This is a genomic window from Vibrio sp. A1-b2, assembly GCF_021726015.1.
GTDB lineage: Bacteria > Pseudomonadota > Gammaproteobacteria > Enterobacterales > Vibrionaceae > Vibrio > Vibrio diazotrophicus.
This window is the reverse complement of sequence record NZ_JAKKCI010000001.1, coordinates 769,685-788,618: the sequence shown is the minus strand read 5'-3', so window position 1 is coordinate 788,618 and position 18,934 is coordinate 769,685. Positions and strand designations below refer to the sequence as shown.

Genomic DNA, 18,934 nt, shown 5'->3' with positions numbered 1-18,934 from the left:
AAAAAAAATGGTCGTATCGACAAAAATATTTGTTCATAAGCAAAAAAGCCGAAGCTGTCAGCTTCGGCTCGTTGTCAGGCATTTTTGTTAAAAAAGCTTAAGATTTAGCTGGGATATTTTCCAGTAGCGCAACCATTTGTTCCCAGAATAATCCGACAGTATCGATTTTCACTTTTTCATCTGGAGAGTGTGGGAATTTAATCGTTGGACCAAAAGAAACCATGTCCATATTTGGGTAAGGTTTCTTAAACAGACCACACTCAAGACCTGCGTGAATGACCATTATGTTTGGTTTGTTACCATAGATGCCTTCATACATGTCGCGGAAGATATGCATGATTTCTGAATCTGCGTCTGGTTTCCAGCCGGGGTACGCGCCTGAAAATTGAATTGATGCACCTGCAAGTTCAGCGACTGACGCTAGCATTCCTTCAACCTGACTGCGACCTGAATCGATCAACGAGCGGATTAGGCAAAGTACGGTGACTTGGTTCTCTTCCGTTTTAATCACGCCTACGTTTAATGACGTTTCTACCACACCTTCAATGTCATCACTCATACGGATAACGCCGTTAGGGCAAGCGTTTAGTGCAGCAATAAATGGTTTCTGCGTTTCAACTGTAAACATATCAACAGCGGTTGGCTGAGCTTCGTTGAATGTGACAATGTTAGTTTCAACTTTACCAAGTTCTTCTTTTATTAGATTGGTATAGAAGCTGTATAGCTCCGCTAACTTCGCTTCATTTTCCGCAGGAAGAGCCACAGTCACAAATGCTTCACGTGGAATGGCGTTACGTAAGCTACCACCACGGAATTCGACTAAGCGCAGATCCAACTCATTTGCGTGCCCCGCTAAGAAACGAGCAAGTAACTTGTTTGCGTTGCCACGACCCGTATGGATATCACATCCTGAGTGACCGCCTTTCAGACCTTTAAGTACAAGTTGACGAATGACAAAATTGGTTGGGATTGCTTCACGCTTGATGTCGAACTTCATTGAAGCATCAACGCCGCCAGCACAGCCCATGTAAACTTCGCCTTCTTGTTCTGAATCGGTGTTTAGAAGAATTTCACCTTCTAACCAACCTGCTTCAAGACCGAATGCGCCAGTCATTCCCGCTTCTTCATCAATCGTCAGCAAAACTTCTAGTGGACCGTGTTTGATGTCTGTTGAAGCTAATACAGCTAAACATGCCGCCATGCCCATACCGTTATCAGCACCTAATGTGGTGCCTTTTGCGGTTACCCATTCACCATCAATATAAGGTTGGATTGGATCTTTGGTGAAGTCATGGTCGGTATCTTCATTCTTCTGAGGAACCATATCGATATGAGCCTGAAGCACCACACCTTTTTTATTCTCCATTCCCGGTGTCGCTGGCTTTTTGATAAACACGTTGCCCGTTGCATCACGGCGAACTTCCAAGCCAAGCTCTGTTACCCAACCAATAATGGCTTGAGCTAGCGCTTCTTCATGCTTTGAAGGATGTGGAATTGAGCAGATTTTATCAAAAAACTGCCAAACTGGAGTTGGTGATAGGGTGCTAATTTCAGAATGGAACTCAGACATAGATGACTCCTTTATTTATCTATACCCCGATTAAATCGCGAATAAAGGTTAATAATGTAGAGAAATAACCTGTCTACGGGGCAATATTTGTGTGACAGCATACCATTGAGTCGTTGAATCGAGTAGTAGCACGGAAGGGGATTTTTCAGTGAGAGTAGATTCATAAATGAGTAGGAACTCGTAAGTTATCATTGAACTACTCAATAAGTTGCATTTATTTTGCAATCCACTTCAAAAATAAAACATGGATTGTGTAATTTTATTACCAATAATTCCGAGGTGATTGTAGGTTTTATTGAAAATGTGTGATTTGACTCACTATATATTTGTAATATATTTTCTTTGTGGTATATTAATAACCAATTCGAAAGTAATGACTTCGAAGCTAGTTTACCCACGTAATATTGATGAAAGATGTTATGTCGATCAGCGATGTTACACCCCACACGCTTTGGTGAGTGAGACCAAATGCATGTGATTTGAACAGTAATGTTCACCCCTATATATTGGAATTTGCTTTTAGCCACAGCTTGGTGAACCAAGAGTGGTTAATATGATTCACCGCCATCTGTATCTCAGATGGCGTTTTTTTTTGCCTGCTGTTTCGTATTACTCTTCAATAATACTGACTTCTCCAATGAAGTAGCCTTCTTCATCAAAGCGTTTCAGCTCATTGTTTTCATAAACGATAGTAATGTGTCGAATATCTGAAAATTGCCAGTTACGCCATTGGTAAACAAATTTGTCATTTTCTACCCACCAGTAGCCCTCATCAATATCATTCGGGCGATCGGAAATTCCGATCATTTTACCATCTGCTTGAAGAGTGATCCGGTAGGGGATATTGAAGCAATCTTTAGATAGTAGCGTTTTGTTGGTCACCATAGCTCTAATCTGTTGCCCTGTTAATGGCGGTTCGGAGCATTCGGCCAAGCTAATATTGGGTAATACTTCTTTAGCTATGCGCGCCAGTTGAGCAATACCTTCACGTATATTCTCTGTGCGAATCGATTGGAAACTCAGTCTAAAGCTATTGTTCTTGTGGTTGCAGCAGTAATACTTCTGCCCGTTATTAATCAAAATACCATTCTCTTCTGCAAGTCGCTCAAAACGAGTGGCATCAAAACTTTCCTTATAATCAACCCAAAAAGCGGTTCCGGCTAGCGATGGAGTAACTCCAGATTGCGGAAAGTAATAGTTCATTGCTTTTTCCATCGTTAACCATTTTTCTCTATAGCGCTTAAGTAGCTTCTGAGTCAGCATGTCGTAGTAGCCTAGACTGAGAAACAGAGCTAAGGTCTGACAGTTACTTTTGGGTGGTAGACTGTGCGTACGTACTTGCAGTGCTTTGATTTGATCGATTAACGGCGATGCCGCAACGATAAATCCAATACGTAACCCTGGTGCAATCGTAGAGGTGAAGCTGGATATGTAGATGATTCGCTCTGTTGGATACTCACACCTCAGCGGAGGGCAGCTATCTTCAATGAAGTTAACATCGTGTTCAAAATCATCTTCGATAATTAAAAAGTCATGTTCATTCGCTGAGTCAATGAGTGCCTTGCGCCTTTCTGGTGACATGCGAACGGTAGTTGGGAACTGATTACTGGGGGTTGTATAAACCAAATTGCAATTGTTGAGACGAGAATCGATGACTAACCCTTTTGCATCGACATCAATGGGGACTACATTTGCTCGACGAGCTTGAAACTGAACAAGTGCTTCTGGGTAACCAGGGTTTTCCATTCCTACTGACGTTTGTTTAGAAACCAGTAACCGAGTGAGGTAGTAAAGGCTATTTTGGCAACCCAGTGTAATGGCGATATTTTCTTTGTTAACGAATATTCCACGTTTAGTCAGAACACGAGTACGTATCTGTTCAATTAACTCTTCATAGTCATTATGGTTTGATGTCCAACTACGATGATTACTTTTATTTAAAGATTGAATACTGCACTTACGCCACTCACTAACAGGAAAGAGATCTTCATCGACCATGCCATTGACGAACAAATAAGGGTAGTTGGAAAGATCTTTTACTGAGGCATCTGAAAGCGATTGTTCACTGTTTAGGTAATCGTCCCAATTGAGAGTTGAGACTGATTGTGCGCTTTGCTGATCGGGCGATGCATTATTCAGTTCAAGCTGAGGATTAACGTAGTAGCCTTTTCTTTCAATGGGTATAAGTACCCCTTCTTCGGCTAACTGTTCGTAAACACGTAAAATTGTATTGCGCGAAACTTTGAGTTTTTCGGCTAATTGGCGTGAGGAAGTGATGCTGGTTTGCTTTGGAACAAAACCTGCGAATATGGCTTTAGCGATGTCGCTTTTGATTTGATCTTGCAGTGTTCTCGAATCTTGCGAGTCGATATGAATAAATTGATACAGCATAGCTTCCCCGCTTATGTAACCGCCGCATCTAAAGTCCAAAAAGGAGAGAAAGTGAAATGAGGCTCACTTTCTCTATACACATTTTATATAAGCGACTGTAGTTGCGTTTTAACTATTTCCAGCCCTCTTGAGACTAATTCTGGCTCAATTGTTAACGGTGGAAGGAAGCGAATAACGTTACCTTTTACACCACAAGAAAGAAGAATGAGGCCTTGCTGGTTACTCTTTAATACCAGTTGTTTAGTCAGATCTGCAAGCGGTTGTCCTGTGGTTGGATCATTAAGCTCAATCGCGATCATTGCGCCAACCTGACGAATATCTCCGATATGAGGAATTTCTTTTTGCAGTACAGTCAGTATCTCTTTGAATTGCTGACCCACATGCTGAGCTCGTTCGCATAAGTTATCTTCTTTAATAATGTTGATAACTTCAAGTGCGGCGCGACACGCCAACGGTGAGCCTGCGTAAGTTCCGCCGATACCACCAGGATTTGCTGAGTCCATAATTTCAGCTTTACCAACAACCCCAGATAGAGGAAAGCCGCCAGCAATGCCTTTTGCCATAGTGATTAAATCTGGTTTTGCATCGAAATATTCACACGCAAAAAGTTTACCTGTACGCGCAAAGCCGGTTTGAATTTCATCACAGATAAGCACTATTCCGTGCTTGTCACAGATGTTACGCAATTCACTTACCCATGTGTTTGGTGCTTGATAGAAGCCACCTTCGCCCTGAATTGGTTCAAAAATGATCGCAGCAACACGAGACGGCTCAATATCACAGGCAAATAAATCCGCTAACGCAGACAAGCTTTGTGCCTCGCTAACACCGTGGTATTGGTTGGGATAAGGCAGGTGGTAAATTTCATTGGGAAAAGGACCAAAGCCCGCTTTATATGGAGCAACTTTACCTGTCAGCCCCATACATAAGTTGGTACGACCATGAAACCCGCCTTTAAATGCAATTACACCACTGCGACCAGTATGCGCACGAGCGAATTTTATTGCATTTTCAACAGCTTCAGCTCCTGTTGTAAGAAATGCCGCTTTTTTATCAAAGTCGCCCGGTGCGATTTCTACAACTTTCTCTGCCAGTTCAACAAAGCTGGTGTATGGGGTAACCATTGAACAGGTATGACTGAACAACTCTAGTTGCTCTTTTACTGCTGCCACGATTCGCGGGTTTGAGTGGCCAGTGTTGTTAACTGCAATACCAGCCGCGAAGTCAATATACTCTTTACCTTCGATATCGGTAATTAGAGCGTTTTCAGCTTTCGCCGCATAAATCGGTGCAAGGTTTGCCATTCCCTTTGCGACAACTTTTTCCTTACGGCTTTGCCATTCCATATTGGTCATGTTTGATAGTCCTTATTCAGTGGTTATCGGTCAGTTGCTAACGAAGATTAAAAGCCGCCGAAACAGAGATACTTAATGTTTAGATATTCATCGATGCCTTGTTTTGCACCTTCACGGCCAAAGCCGGATTGTTTTACGCCGCCAAAAGGAGCTACTTCATTTGAAATTAACCCTTCATTGATTCCAACCATGCCATATTCAAGTTTTTCCGCGATATTGAAGGCTCGTTTAATGTTTTCGGTGTAAAAGTAACTTGCGAGTCCGTAGATAGTGTCATTAGCTTTTTCTACCAATTCCTGATCGTCATAGAAGCGAATGATTGGAGCTACGGGACCAAAAAGTTCGGTTTGGGTAATATCCATGTCTTGAGTCACTTCAGTCAGAATTGTTGGCTGAACAAACAGCCCTTGTTCTGCTTTACCGCCTAGAACGATTTTTGCACCTTGTTTAACTGCATTATCGATATAGCCAAGAACACTCTTCTTCGCTTTGATATCCACTAGCGGTCCAATGTTAACGCCCGGTTCAAGGCCGTTGCCCATTTTTAACTCAGCAACCGCAGCAGTGAATTTCTCGACGAACTGATCGTAAATGCCATCTTGTACATAGAAGCGATTAGCACACACACAGGTCTGTCCTGCGTTGCGGAATTTAGAAGCGATTGCCCCTTTTACCGCCTGCTCAACATTTGCATCGTCAAATACGATGAATGGCGCATTACCACCCAGTTCCATTGACGTACGCTTAATGGTATCCGCACATTGATTTATCAGATTTCGACCTACTTCGGTTGAGCCTGTAAATGACAGTTTTTTGATATCTTCGTGAGTACAAAGAATTTCACCCACTGCCACAGAAGAGTGGTTGTTCACGATGACCAGCAAGTCTTTTGGTAAACCAGCCTGATAAGCGAGTTCTGCTGTTGCGTAGGCAGAAAGTGGCGTTTGATTTGCTGGTTTTACAATGAAGCTACAACCAGCAGCTAAAGCTGGGGCGGCTTTGCGGGTAATCATTGCAATTGGGAAATTCCACGGTGTAATGGCTGCCGCGATACCAATAGGTTGCTTTATCGTCATCAGGCGTTTATCACCAGTTGGTGAAGGAATCGTCTCGCCGTAAACGCGTTTACCTTCTTCAGCAAACCATTGGATAAATGAAGCGCCATACATCACTTCCCCTTTCGCCTCTGCCAGAGGCTTGCCTTGTTCAAGAGTCATGATACGAGCCAAATCATCAGCATTCTGTACCATTAAATCGTACCAACGCTTCAGAATCACTGAACGCTCAGCCGCCGTTTTTTGCTGCCAGAAGATTTGAGCTTGTTTCGAAGCTTGTATCAACGAGTGAATGGTTTGTGTATCTACTGACGGGATATAAGCAAGAACTTCATCAGTCGCTGGGTTAATGACAGCAATCGCATCGTCACTCTGAGGACAGGTCGCATTAAGGAGTGATTTGTTAATGATTTGGTCCATGTTTGTGTCTCTTTTGTAGTCTGTTGTATGCATGTTAGTCTCAAAACTCTGCGTAATCTAAGTACCAGTTGTGTCAAAACTGTGGTACCAGCTAAGACTTACTTGCTGGTACCATAACAACTTCACCTCTGGCACTGTCACATTCGAAATCCGTTCTTCATATTTAGCTAAGAAATAAATCGCTAACAAAAGTGTAACAATGTGAGAAAGAGGAATTTCTTATGCTAGGAATGAAAGGAAACAAATTTACCAAAGCAGTATTGGCTGCAGCTATTGGTGTCAGTGCTTTGGTTACCTCAACAGCTAGCATGGCTGCTGAATATAATTGGCGTTTTGCTAACCTTTATGGCCGTGGTACTGCATTTGGTGAGGTCTATGAAGACTTGGCTAAAAACATTGAAACCATGTCAAATGGTCGAATAGCGGTACAGGTGCTTTATTCTGGAGAGGGAGTAGGGACCAGCGGCATTCTAAGCGCTGTGAAGTCGGGGCTTATTACGATGGGTGCACCATTTCAACCCATGCATGCTGGAGAGTTTCCTGCTGGTGTTGTAGAAGTTGGCTTACCAGGTGGTACTTCTGATGTGGCAGAGCTAACAACACTGTTTCACGATAAAGGCTTCGGTAAAGTGATGGAAGAAGCATACGCTTCACAAGGTTTAACATGGTTGGACCCTTACATTCAGCCTCCTGTCTATATCATTACTAAAGAACCTATCAATTCACTTGAAGATTTTAAGGGGTTAAAAATTCGTGCGCCGGGTGCTTATGGCAAATTCTTGCGTAATCTTGGCGCATCGCCTGTGTCTCTTGCATGGAGTGAAATCTACACTTCACTAGCTACGGGTGTTATCGATGGTTCTATCGGTTCAAACATGATTGATCACCGCGATGGTAACCACGTAGAAGTAGCGAAATATATGTACCCAACACCGCTTGCTGGTGCTCAGGTTCTGCCTATTGTCGTCAATCAAAAAGAGTGGAAGAAACTTCCTGCTGATTTACAAGCGATTGTAAAAGCGGCAACGGCTGTACATGCTCAAGAGCAAATGTCGAAATCTAAGCTGTGGGAATCTAAAGCGGTTGCTGAAATGGAAGCAAAAGGTTTGAAATGGAGTCCAAAACCGTCAGATGAAGACGTTGCTGCTTGGAAAAATGCAGGTCTGACATTAGCAAAAGAGTATGCAAGTGAAGATAAATACTCAAAACAACTTGTTGAGATTTTAGAGCAAGAGTAATGGATTCAATCAGGTGGACTTCGAGAGAGGTTCACCTGTTTTTTTAGGGATAATTTGTATGATGGAAGTCCTTTTACTGAAGTATTGTCAGTTCATAAAGTACATTGTCGGCTTAATTGGACGCTCGGTCTCTTATTTACTTCCTGTGTTGGCGGCGATTGTTTTTTACGAAGTTTTTGCCCGCTACATCTTAGGTAAACCGACAATCTGGAGCTATGACACGTCATTGTTCTTATTTGGCTATATTTCTGCGTTAGGTGGAGCGTACGCCCAACAGAAAGAAGCGCATATCAACGTGGATATTCTTTACGCTAAAGTCTCTGAAAAAACGCGTCGTATTTTTGACCTGTTTACCGGAATGATTGCGATAGGTTTTCTGACTGTCATGGCAAAAGTATGTCTTGAGATGTTTTTTGAGAGTTTGCAATTCGGCTATAAAACACAGAGTGAATGGGCGCCAGCAATGCATCATTTCTGGTTGATGATTAGCGTTTCAGCTGTGATTTTTATTCTCCAGTATTCAACAGAGTTAATTTCTAACTTGTTCTTTTTGATCAAAGGCCGCGAACTGAATGGTGAAGTTCACCAACATATAGCGTTGGAAGAGCAGCCTTTTAAGGTTGATAGCGACCAATTGAATTCCGTTTTTGACAAGGAGAGCACAAATGGGAATTGAGATGTTAACCCTAGTCCTTTTGGGCTGTATTTTAGCTTCATTTGCTCTCGGAGCTCAGGTCGGTCTAGCTCTAGGCGGGATCGCTATGGGTGTCGGCTACTTAGTTTGGGGGGAGGCTCTGTTTAATATTATCCCGACTACTGTTGAGAGTACCTTTTTTAACTTCATACTTCTTGCTATCCCTCTCTATATCTATATGGGACAAATTCTTACCCGTTCGGGAATTGGCGACGCAATGTTTAATGCCAGTCAACTGATGATCGGCCGTGTGAGAGGTTCTCTTGCCATTAGTGTTATCGGTGTATGTTCAATGATTGGCGCTATGGTCGGTATTATTGGTGCGGGTATTATGACTTCGAGCAGTATTGCTTTAAAACCTATGCTTGACCGTGGTTATGATAAGAAACTGGCTCTCGGAGTCATTATGGCTGGTGGCTCTTTGGGGATATTGATTCCCCCAAGTATTCCAATGATCATGTTTGCCTCCGCGACTCAAAACTCAGTGGGTAAGATGTTTCTTGGCGCTATGGTGCCTGCATTAATTACGATTGTTTTATTGATCTCTTATGTCGTTATCAGCTGTAAAATTAAGCCGGAACGCGCCCCATTTGATTCTGACAATGACATTGAAATTCCAAAAGGCTACCAATTATTTAAAACCATTCGTGATGGAGCCTCTTCGTTTGCTCTGATTGTTGTGGTACTGGGAAGTATTATTGCTGGCATTGCGACACCTACCGAGTCCGGTGCGTTAGGCGTGGCTGGTGCTATTCTGCTCTCTATTCTGTTTAAGCGTTTTAAACCTGAAATTCTAATGAAGTCTGGTATGCAAACGGCGATGTTAGTCAGCGTTGCTATGTGGATAATATTAGGCGCTTCTGTATTCAGTAATTTCCATTTGCTGATGGGAATACAGGGAATGGTGTCAGGGTTTACTCGTGATCTTGATTTACCACCCATCGTTATCATCATGATGTTTCAAGTTATCATGCTGCTTTTGGGGTTCATTATCGATGAGTTTATCATCGTACTGATGTGTGCACCTATATTCACACCAGTAGCGGTTGCTCTTGGCTATGATCCTATTTGGTTTGGCGTATTGATGATTTTAAATATTGTTATTGCTGTGCAGACACCACCTTATGGCTTTGCGCTGTTCTATTTGAAAGGGATAGCACCAAAAGGCGTGACAATGATGGACCTGTATAAGTCAGTTACACCGTTTATATTGGTTCAGTTGTTGGTGCTTATCATCTGTATGGTATTTCCAGACATTGTCACCTGGTTACCCAATAAAGTGATGGCTTGATAACGCCACATTAATCAAGTTTTCATGCTCTACCTAAGATGAATATTCATAGGTAGAGCATTTGCAAAAACGCTACATTATATTAACGAAAACGGGGTTCATGAGTAAAATAGCCCGCCTACCTATGATTTTCCTTGCATAATCTTTCATCAGTTGTTTTGAAATCAAAATAAATTCGGTCTGGAATTTGTGATCTGATGTCTTTATAATTTGCGCCCAATCGTTTACGCAACCGTTTACTTTTTACCTTTATTAGGACTCGATCATGCTGGAAAGGCTATTTAAACTCAGTGAAAACCGCACAAACGTGCGTACTGAGATCATTGCAGGGGTAACTACGTTCCTGACAATGGCTTACATTATTTTTGTGAACCCTGCCATTTTATCTTCGACAGGTATGGATAAGGGCGCTGTATTTGTGGCGACCTGTTTAGCTGCGGCTATTGGCTGTTTCATTATGGGCTTAGTTGCTAACTACCCAATCGCGCAAGCTCCTGGTATGGGTTTGAACGCTTTCTTTACCTATTCCGTTGTTCTCGGTATGGGTTACACATGGCAAGTTGCTCTAGCAGCAGTATTCTGCTCTGGTGTGCTTTTCATTCTATTGAGCCTATTTAAGATTCGTGAGTGGATCATCAACTCAATCCCAATGGCACTGAGAACGGGTATCTCTGCGGGTATCGGTTTGTTTCTTGCTTTTATTGCACTGCAAAACGCAAAAATCGTAGTAGACAACCCAGCGACCCTTGTCTCTGTTGGCGATTTCACTAGTCTTTCTCCAGTATTAGCAGCAGTAAGCTTCTTCCTGACAATTGGTCTGGTTAACCGTGGCGTAAAAGGCGCGGTAATGATTGCAATTCTACTTACTACAGGTTTAGGTTTGATTTTTGGTGATGTTCAATGGCATGGCGTTATGTCTGCTCCACCAAGTATTGCACCTACTTTCCTACAATTAGATTTCTCTGGTGTATTTGAAATCGGCATGATTTCAGTGATTTTTGCCTTCCTATTCGTTGACCTGTTTGATACAGCAGGTACATTGGTGGGCGTTGCGACTAAAGCAAATCTTATCGGTAAAGATGGCAAGATCCCTCGCTTAAACAAAGCATTGCTAGCAGACTCAACAGCAACGTCTATTGGTGCTCTATTGGGTACTTCAAACACGACTTCTTATGTAGAGAGTACAGCGGGTGTAGCAGAGGGTGGACGTACAGGTTTAACTGCAGTTGTGGTTGGCATTTTGTTCCTTCTTGCATTATTCTTCTCGCCATTAGCAGGGATGATTCCAGCTTATGCAACCGCAGGCGCATTGTTCTACGTTGCTATCTTGATGATGTCTGGACTTATAAGTGTTGATTGGCGTGACTTAACAGAAGCTGCACCTGTTGTTGTGACCTGTTTATTAATGCCTCTGACGTACTCAATTGCTGAAGGCATTGTACTTGGTTTCATCTCTTACACAGCGATCAAGGTTTTGAGCGGTAAAGGCCGTGATATTTCAGTCAGCGTTTGGTTTATGACAGCTATTTTCCTAGCTAAATTGATTTTCGCTTAAGTATTTAATAGGCGCAGTGAACTGCACTGCGCTTCACATGTTTTAATTTAGGTTTATTACAATGAGCAAAAAATTCGTTATCACTTGGGACAATATGCAGAACTATTGTCGTGAACTCGCTGAGCGTCAAATGCCTGCAGAACAATGGAAAGGTATCCTAGGTGTTAGCCGCGGTGGTTTAGTACCAGCAGCTATTCTCGCTCGTGAACTGGGTATTCGCTATGTAGATACAGTATGTATCTCTAGCTATGACCACGATCATCAGCGTGATATGAGTGTACTAAAAGCACCAGAGCATGACGGAGAAGGCTTCCTGATCATTGATGATTTGGTTGATAGCGGCGATACAGCACGTAAGATTCGTGAAATGTATCCAAAAGCTAAGTTCGTAACTGTATGTGCTAAACCGGCTGGCAAAGACTTGGTTGATGAATATATCGTAGATATCGAACAAGATACTTGGATTGAACAACCTTGGGATATGCAACTGTCTTTCGTTGAGCCAGTAAATCGTAAGCGTAAATAAACCAACATTGCTGTTGTTTAAACATGGCTTTTGCTTAAAAAATAGCATTTACTCAAAGATGACCCTTTCATGGGTCATTTTTTTTATTACTATATGAACCTAATCAATGGTTCGTTAAGCGAGACTGGGTTATGTCTGAAGATGGTACAAATATTAACTTGTCAGAGACGTTGTTTGTAAAGCATAAACAAGCAAAAGAAACATCGGCACTGACTCAATACATGCCTAGTAATATAGAGTTTCTGCAGAAGAAGAAGCAGAGCGAAGGGTTCTCTTGGTATCGTAATGTTCGCCGCCTTCAATGGGTGTGGCAAGGTGTGAATCCTATCGAACAAGAGGAAGTGCTATCTCGTATTGCATCCTCTACACACTCCCGTACCGATGACGATTGGCTTGACACTGTGATGGGATATCACAACGGTAACTGGACATTTGAGTGGACGCGTCTTGGTATGAAGCATCAGAAAACCGCTTCTGTATTAGAAGGTGATGCAGCAGCGGAAGAGCTCTTTAAAGCGTCTCTCTGCTTTAGTATTGCCGGTTATCCACATCTGAAAAACGACAACCTAGCTCTTCAAGCACAAGTACTAGCAAACAAGGCCTACTCTGAAGCGGCCAAGTTAACCAATTACATCGTTAAGCAACTCGATTTCACCTATCAAAATAGAAAGTTCTCAGGTTACTTACATCTGACTAATACCGATAAACCCCATCCGGTAGTGATCGTGAGTGCTGGATTGGATAGCTTACAAACTGACATGTGGCGCTTATTTCGTGATTATTTGGCAAAACACGATATCGCGATGCTAACAATCGACATGCCTTCTATTGGTCAAAGTTCTCAGTGGCCACTCACTGAGGATACATCTTGCCTTCACCAAGCTGTGATTAATCAGTTGACCGATATACCTTGGGTCGACCATTTTTGTATTGGGTTAATCGGTTTCCGCTTTGGTGGCAATGCTATGGTTCGTTTGTCATTTCTAGAGCAAGAAAAAGTCAAAGCATGTGTCGCTATTGGTGCTCCTCTCCACGATGTGTGGACATCTCCGACCAAACTCAAACAAATGCCTAAAATGTATCTCGACATATTGGCATCAAGATTGGGTAAAGAAGCGGTAGATATCGATAGCTTATCTGGTCAATTGAAGGCTTGGTCGCTAAAAACGCAAGGCTTCCTGAGTAGCCGACGCACAAAAGTGCCGATTCTGGCTCTCGGTTTAGAAGGTGATCCGGTATCACCACATTCAGACAACCAACTTGCGGCGATTTTTAGTCAAGGTGGCAAAGCTAAACAGATAAAAAGCAAAACAATTTCGCAAGGATATGAGCAATCCCTCGATTTGGCGATAAAGTGGCTTCAAGAGGAACTCTGTAGGTGACATTTCTCCTAAATTAGTTAAGAGTAATATTTGCACTAAATATATGCTTTTTAAGGCATATAAATAGTAGTGATATTTATTCTTATCGATGGAAATGGAGAATCCTATGCCGGAAGGGACGAAAAATCCGACGCACTACCGATTATTATCCGCATTTAAAGCAATTGGCCCTTATTTACGTGAAGGAAAATGTAAAGAAGGTAGCTATTTGTTTGACTGTTTAGCAGCCTGTGTGGATGACAAAAAGGCGCCAGAAAAACGTGAATTCTGGGGATGGTGGATGGTACTTGATCAGACAGACACCGGATATGAGGCAAAATATCAATCGGGACGTTACAACTTAGCGGGTGAATGGGAAGCCAAAGCGATTCCTAAAGCTTCGTTATCTGACGTTATCCAAAACCAAGAAGAGTTTCATAAGAAGCTAGAACAGACATTAGATGAGCGTTTCGGCTTAACGCTTTCTATGCATGAAGAATCAGCAGAATTTGTGTGATTTTAGCTATTTGAATGTTACTGAACGTAAAAGGTGCTATTTAGCACCTTTTTCTTCTTGTGCTCAGCGCGGTTGATTGCTAAAACATCTTCTCTTAACTGTTTTCAATTTGAAGAAGAAGGCATGAAAACGAATCAGCAAAGCGGAACTACAGCGCAAACTGTCGTTGTAAAACTAGGAACCAGTGTTCTTACCGGTGGCACACTTGCTCTTGATAGAGCTCATATGGTCGAGCTTGCTCGTCAGTGTGCAGAACTGAAAAAACAAGGCCACTCTGTGGTGATTGTATCTTCGGGTGCAATTGCAGCAGGCCGAGAACATTTAGGTTACCCCGCACTGCCCAACGCGATGTCGAGCAAACAGTTGCTTGCTGCGGTTGGACAAAGCCAACTGATTCAAGTTTGGGAGTCACTGTTCGCTATCTACGGCATCAAGATTGGTCAAATGCTGTTAACGCGTGCCGATCTTGAAGATCGTGAACGTTTCTTAAATGCGCGTGACACCATTAATGCTTTAGTTGAACACGACATTATCCCTGTCGTTAATGAAAACGATGCGGTAGCAACCAGCGAAATCAAAGTAGGGGACAATGACAACTTGTCCGCTCTTGTGGGTATTTTGTGTGGTGCGGATAAACTTCTGCTACTGACTGACCAGAAAGGTCTGTTTACCGCCGACCCTCGCAAAGATCCACATGCGGAACTGATTAAAGAGGTCAAAACCATTGATGACACTTTGCGTAAAATCGCGGGTGGCAGTGGTACTACGTTAGGCACTGGTGGTATGGCAACCAAACTGCAAGCGGCCGATATTGCCCGTCGAGCAGGCATTGAAGTGATTATTGCCGCAGGTCGTGCTGAAAACGTCATCTTTGACTCTTTAAGTGATGCACCGCAAGGGACTCGTTTCTTACCTTTAGAAGAATCATTGGAAAATCGCAAACGCTGGATACTGGCGGGCCCATCTGCTTCGGGCGACATCGTGATTGACGATGGTGCGGTTAAAGCGGTCAATGAAAAAGGCAGCAGCCTGCTTGCAAAAGGTGTTGTGAGTGTTCACGGTCAGTTTTCACGTGGCGAAGTGGTTCGAGTGACCGATAAAGCTGGAAAGCTTGTCGCCCGCGGTATAGCCGCATATTCAAATTCAGACCTAGCAAAAATTGCAGGCAAACACAGTAAAATGATTATCGACATCCTTGGTTATGATTACGGCTCAGAAGTCGTTCACCGAGATGACATGGTCGTGATCCAAGAATAAACCGAGGATAGGCATGGACTTAACTATTATGGGAAAAGCGGCGAAAGACGCGGCTTTTCAACTCGCGACAGCGACAACGGCTCAAAAAAACCAAGCGTTATCAATTATTGCTGATGAACTTGAAGCTAGTGCAGACATCATTCTGGCTGCCAACGCAAAAGATATTGAACTCGGCCGTGAAGCTGGTTTATCGGACGCACTGCTCGATCGTCTGTTACTGAATAAAGAACGTTTAGCGGGCATTGCAAACGATGTGCGTAATGTCATCAGTCTTAATGATCCAGTTGGTAGCGAAATAGACAGTAAGGTACTGGAAAACGGTATGTCACTGTCTCGTCGCCGTGTACCGCTTGGTGTGGTTGGCGTTATTTACGAAGCGCGACCAAATGTAACCATCGACATCGCTGCTTTGTGCTTGAAAACGGGTAACGCTTCTATTTTACGTGGCGGAAAAGAAACTTTTTTCTCCAACATGGAGTTGGTCAAGGTTATTCAATCCGCATTAGAAAAAGCACAGCTACCTTCGGCATCAGTTCAGTACATTGAAAAACCGGATCGCGAACTGGTTTCTCAGCTACTTAAACTGGATGCTTACGTGGATATGATCATTCCTCGTGGTGGTGCTGGTTTACACAAAATGTGTAAAGAAAACAGTACTATTCCAGTGATTATTGGTGGGTTTGGTATCAGTCATATTTACGTTGACCAAAGTGCAGATTTGGACAAAACCGTGGATGTGATTGAAAACGCTAAAGTGCAGCGTCCATCAGCGTGTAACGCGTTAGATACACTTTTGGTTCATCAGGATATTGCTCAATCACTGCTTGAAAAATTGATGGTGAAATTGAATGGCAAAGTAACCTTCGTTGCCGAGCCGAAAGCGAAAGCCCTAATGCAATCGGCAGAAAAAATTCGCGATGCTCAAGACGGCGACTTTGATACTGAGTGGTTAAGCTACACCTTAGGCGTCAAAGTGGTTAAGAATGTGGATGAAGCGATTGATCACATGCGTGAGCACAATGCGAGCCACTCCGATGCCATCATGACCAATGATCTGTTCAACGCTGAAAAATTCATTAACTCAGCGGGCTCTGCGGCGGTGTATGTTAACGCTTCGACTCGTTTCACTGATGGTGCTCAGTTTGGCTTGGGTGCAGAAGTTGCGGTATCAACGCAAAAACTGCATGCACGCGGACCAATGGGCTTGGAAGAGCTAACCAGTTACAAGTGGGTGGGTAAGGCAAATTATCTTTCTCGTGCTTAATTACTCTTTTCGAACTGCAGTTATGTTCTGTATTTTAAGCAATTAATCCATTGAAATGGGGCGTATAACGCCCCTTTTTGTTTTCTTAATATTAGTGATTCCTGTAAACTAGCCAAGGTTCCGTTCTGTTCGAAAAGTCAGCGGAACCTTACTATGGAGGTGGTATGCATTGTCCTTTTTGTTCTGAAAACGATACGAAAGTCATCGATTCCCGTCTTGTGGCTGATGGACACCAAGTTCGTCGTCGTCGCCAATGTCTTGCATGTAGCGAACGTTTCACTACTTTTGAAACCGCAGAGTTAGTGATGCCAAGAGTCATTAAGTCGAATGGTAATCGCGAACCTTTTGATGAAGATAAAATGATTGGCGGCCTGCAACGTGCATTAGAAAAACGCCCTGTGAGCGCCGATTCGATTGAGCTTGCGATAAGCACGATTAAATCCAAACTAAGAGCCACTGGCGAGCGAGAAGTGCCTAGCCAGCTAATCGGTAACCTTGTTATGGATGCATTGAAAGAATTAGATAAAGTTGCCTACATTCGTTTTGCTTCGGTTTATCGTAGTTTCGAAGATGTACGTGAATTTGGCGAAGAAATTGCCAAGTTAGAAGACTGATTTCCAGCGCTCGAAATTCCCTGAATAAGAATAGATGATGCCGAAGTTTACCCCTTTTGATCACCAAATGATGACGCGAGCGATTAAGCTCGCTCAAAAAGGTCGCTTTACCACTGCTCCCAACCCTAATGTCGGTTGTGTGATCACTCAAGGCGAATCTATCGTTGGTGAAGGTTTCCATTACCGCGCAGGTGAACCTCATGCCGAAGTTCATGCCTTGCGTATGGCAGGCGAATCCTCTCGCGGTGCGACCGCTTATGTCACTTTAGAACCATGCTCTCATTACGGACGCACACCTCCATGTGCTGAAGGTCTGATTAACGCTGGCGTTTCTAAAGTCATATGTGCGATGCAAGATCCTAATCCTCAAGTCTCAGGTCGTGGTATTCAAATGCTACATGATGCTGGCATTGAGGTAGAAGTCGGTTTGCTTGAAGCGGATGCGAAAGCGTTGAACCCTGCATTCATTAAGCGTATGCAAACAGGCATGCCGTTTGTCCAACTGAAAATGGCAGCCAGTATCGATGGTCAAACCGCGCTTGCTAACGGCAAGAGTCAGTGGATCACATCAAAACAGGCTCGCCAAAACGTTCAGAATTATCGAGCACAAGCAGGCGCAATACTGTCTACGAGCCAAACGGTTATTGATGATAATGCATCATTAACCGTGCGTTGGAATGAGCTGCCAGAAAGCGTTAAAGAGCACTACCCTGAAGCCGAATTGCGTCAACCCGCTCGCGTCATTTTGGACAGACAGAGTAAATTACACCCACAGTTAGCACTGTATGCGTCTCACTCTCCTGTATTGCGAGTTAGTAATGAAAATGCTGAAGTCACCGTTGAAGTGAACCAATCAGGTCAGCTAGATTTGCGCCAAACATTCGCGACATTAGCCAAGACGCACAATATCAACCATATTTGGGTAGAGGCTGGAGCGACGCTTGCCAAATCTTTGCTTGAAGAGCAATTGGTTGACGAGCTTGTTTTGTATCTGGCACCTAAAATTATGGGTAGTGACGGTCGCGGTTTATTCGGCGCGTTTGGCTTAACGGATATGCAGCAAGTGCTGGAGCTTGATATTAAAGATTGCCGGCTGGTGGGCTCGGACGTTCGACTTGTCGCCGTACCTATGCCAATAGAATCAAAAAGAAAAGATTAATCATATGTTTACTGGAATTGTCGAAGCGGTCGGCCAACTTACCGCAATCACACCAAAAGGCGAAGACGTTACCATCACTGTCAATGTCGGCAAACTGGATATGTCTGATGTTAAGTTGGGTGACAGTATTGCGACTAACGGTGTGTGTTTAACTGTCGTGGACTTTAATGACACGAGCTACAGCGCTGACTTATCGCTGGAAACACTGAAAAAGTCGGGCTTTGCCGATTACAAAGCGGGCGACAAGGTGAACTTGGAAAAAGCCATGCTGCCAACTACTCGCTTTGGTGGACATATTGTCTCGGGTCACGTTGATGGGGTTGGTGAAATCGTCGAGCGCAACATCGTAGGCCGAGCAATCGAATTCTGGGTTGAATTACCTGAAGAACTGAATAAATACGTTGCAGAGAAAGGCTCAATTACCGTTGATGGTATTAGTTTGACCGTCAATGATTTACGTAAGAACGCATTTAAACTGACCATCGTTCCTCACACCACTCAGGAAACCACGATCGATTCGTTCCAAGTCGGACGAAAAGTGAATTTGGAAGTGGACGTGTTAGCGCGTTATCTAGAGCGTTTACTGCAAGGAAGAGAGCAGGCAAAACAACCTGAATCTCGATTGACGATGGAATTTCTGCAACAGAACGGTTTTGCTTAACTCTGT

16 protein-coding genes are annotated in these 18,934 nt (G+C 43.3%); 12 read left to right on the top strand and 4 right to left on the bottom strand.

Annotated features, from left to right (window positions below):
• Positions 1-97: 97 nt before the first annotated feature.
• From L3V23_RS03630 to L3V23_RS03615, 4 genes are all read right to left on the bottom strand, one after another.
• Complete coding sequence (locus L3V23_RS03630) at positions 98-1,570, bottom strand: aminoacyl-histidine dipeptidase (protein ID WP_102966127.1); 1,473 nt, start codon at positions 1,568-1,570, stop codon at positions 98-100.
• A gap of 609 nt (positions 1,571-2,179) precedes the next feature.
• Positions 2,180-3,961 (bottom strand): PLP-dependent aminotransferase family protein, encoded by a 1,782-nt coding sequence (locus L3V23_RS03625; protein WP_102966128.1) that lies wholly within the window; start codon positions 3,959-3,961, stop codon positions 2,180-2,182.
• Between the two features lie 83 nt (positions 3,962-4,044).
• Complete coding sequence (gene gabT / locus L3V23_RS03620; protein ID WP_102966129.1) at positions 4,045-5,316, bottom strand: 4-aminobutyrate--2-oxoglutarate transaminase; 1,272 nt, start codon at positions 5,314-5,316, stop codon at positions 4,045-4,047.
• Positions 5,317-5,363: 47 nt separating this feature from the next.
• Positions 5,364-6,791: an NAD-dependent succinate-semialdehyde dehydrogenase gene (locus L3V23_RS03615; RefSeq protein WP_102966130.1), complete on the bottom strand. Its 1,428-nt coding sequence runs from the start codon at positions 6,789-6,791 to the stop codon at positions 5,364-5,366.
• 221 nt (positions 6,792-7,012) lie between these two features.
• Here L3V23_RS03615 and L3V23_RS03610 point away from each other — a divergent pair, with 221 nt between their 5' ends.
• The 12 genes from L3V23_RS03610 (at position 7,013) to L3V23_RS03555 (ending at position 18,928) form a co-directional block, all read left to right on the top strand.
• Positions 7,013-8,029 carry a TRAP transporter substrate-binding protein gene (locus L3V23_RS03610; RefSeq protein WP_102963853.1) on the top strand — a complete coding sequence of 339 codons (1,017 nt, stop codon included), beginning with the start codon at positions 7,013-7,015 and terminating at the stop codon, positions 8,027-8,029.
• Positions 8,030-8,087: 58 nt separating this feature from the next.
• On the top strand, positions 8,088-8,705 hold the full coding sequence (locus L3V23_RS03605; RefSeq protein WP_042480181.1) for a TRAP transporter small permease: 618 nt from the start codon (positions 8,088-8,090) through the stop codon (positions 8,703-8,705).
• Positions 8,695-10,014 carry a TRAP transporter large permease subunit gene (locus L3V23_RS03600; protein WP_042480179.1) on the top strand — a complete coding sequence of 440 codons (1,320 nt, stop codon included), beginning with the start codon at positions 8,695-8,697 and terminating at the stop codon, positions 10,012-10,014. The genes L3V23_RS03605 and L3V23_RS03600 overlap by 11 nt, the downstream gene beginning before the upstream one ends.
• Before the next feature lie 265 nt (positions 10,015-10,279).
• Positions 10,280-11,569 carry an NCS2 family permease gene (locus L3V23_RS03595; protein WP_042480177.1) on the top strand — a complete coding sequence of 430 codons (1,290 nt, stop codon included), beginning with the start codon at positions 10,280-10,282 and terminating at the stop codon, positions 11,567-11,569.
• Positions 11,570-11,630: 61 nt separating this feature from the next.
• Positions 11,631-12,095, top strand: coding sequence for a xanthine phosphoribosyltransferase (gene gpt / locus L3V23_RS03590; protein ID WP_042480174.1), 465 nt, complete (start codon positions 11,631-11,633; stop codon positions 12,093-12,095).
• A gap of 131 nt (positions 12,096-12,226) precedes the next feature.
• Positions 12,227-13,477 carry an esterase FrsA gene (frsA, locus tag L3V23_RS03585; protein ID WP_042480172.1) on the top strand — a complete coding sequence of 417 codons (1,251 nt, stop codon included), beginning with the start codon at positions 12,227-12,229 and terminating at the stop codon, positions 13,475-13,477.
• Between the two features lie 106 nt (positions 13,478-13,583).
• Entirely contained in the window at positions 13,584-13,973 is a 390-nt protein-coding gene (crl, locus tag L3V23_RS03580) for a sigma factor-binding protein Crl (RefSeq protein WP_042480169.1), read from the top strand.
• 123 nt (positions 13,974-14,096) lie between these two features.
• Positions 14,097-15,230 carry a glutamate 5-kinase gene (gene proB, locus L3V23_RS03575; RefSeq protein WP_042480756.1) on the top strand — a complete coding sequence of 378 codons (1,134 nt, stop codon included), beginning with the start codon at positions 14,097-14,099 and terminating at the stop codon, positions 15,228-15,230.
• A gap of 13 nt (positions 15,231-15,243) precedes the next feature.
• Positions 15,244-16,494, top strand: a complete 1,251-nt coding sequence (locus tag L3V23_RS03570; protein WP_237291914.1) for a glutamate-5-semialdehyde dehydrogenase — start codon at positions 15,244-15,246, stop codon at positions 16,492-16,494.
• 164 nt (positions 16,495-16,658) lie between these two features.
• A complete protein-coding gene (gene nrdR, locus L3V23_RS03565) occupies positions 16,659-17,108 on the top strand; it encodes a transcriptional regulator NrdR (RefSeq protein WP_042480166.1) in 450 nt (149 codons plus the stop codon).
• A gap of 37 nt (positions 17,109-17,145) precedes the next feature.
• Positions 17,146-18,267 carry a bifunctional diaminohydroxyphosphoribosylaminopyrimidine deaminase/5-amino-6-(5-phosphoribosylamino)uracil reductase RibD gene (gene ribD / locus L3V23_RS03560; protein WP_102966134.1) on the top strand — a complete coding sequence of 374 codons (1,122 nt, stop codon included), beginning with the start codon at positions 17,146-17,148 and terminating at the stop codon, positions 18,265-18,267.
• Positions 18,268-18,271: 4 nt separating this feature from the next.
• Entirely contained in the window at positions 18,272-18,928 is a 657-nt protein-coding gene (locus L3V23_RS03555; protein WP_042480161.1) for a riboflavin synthase, read from the top strand.
• Positions 18,929-18,934 lie beyond the last annotated feature (6 nt).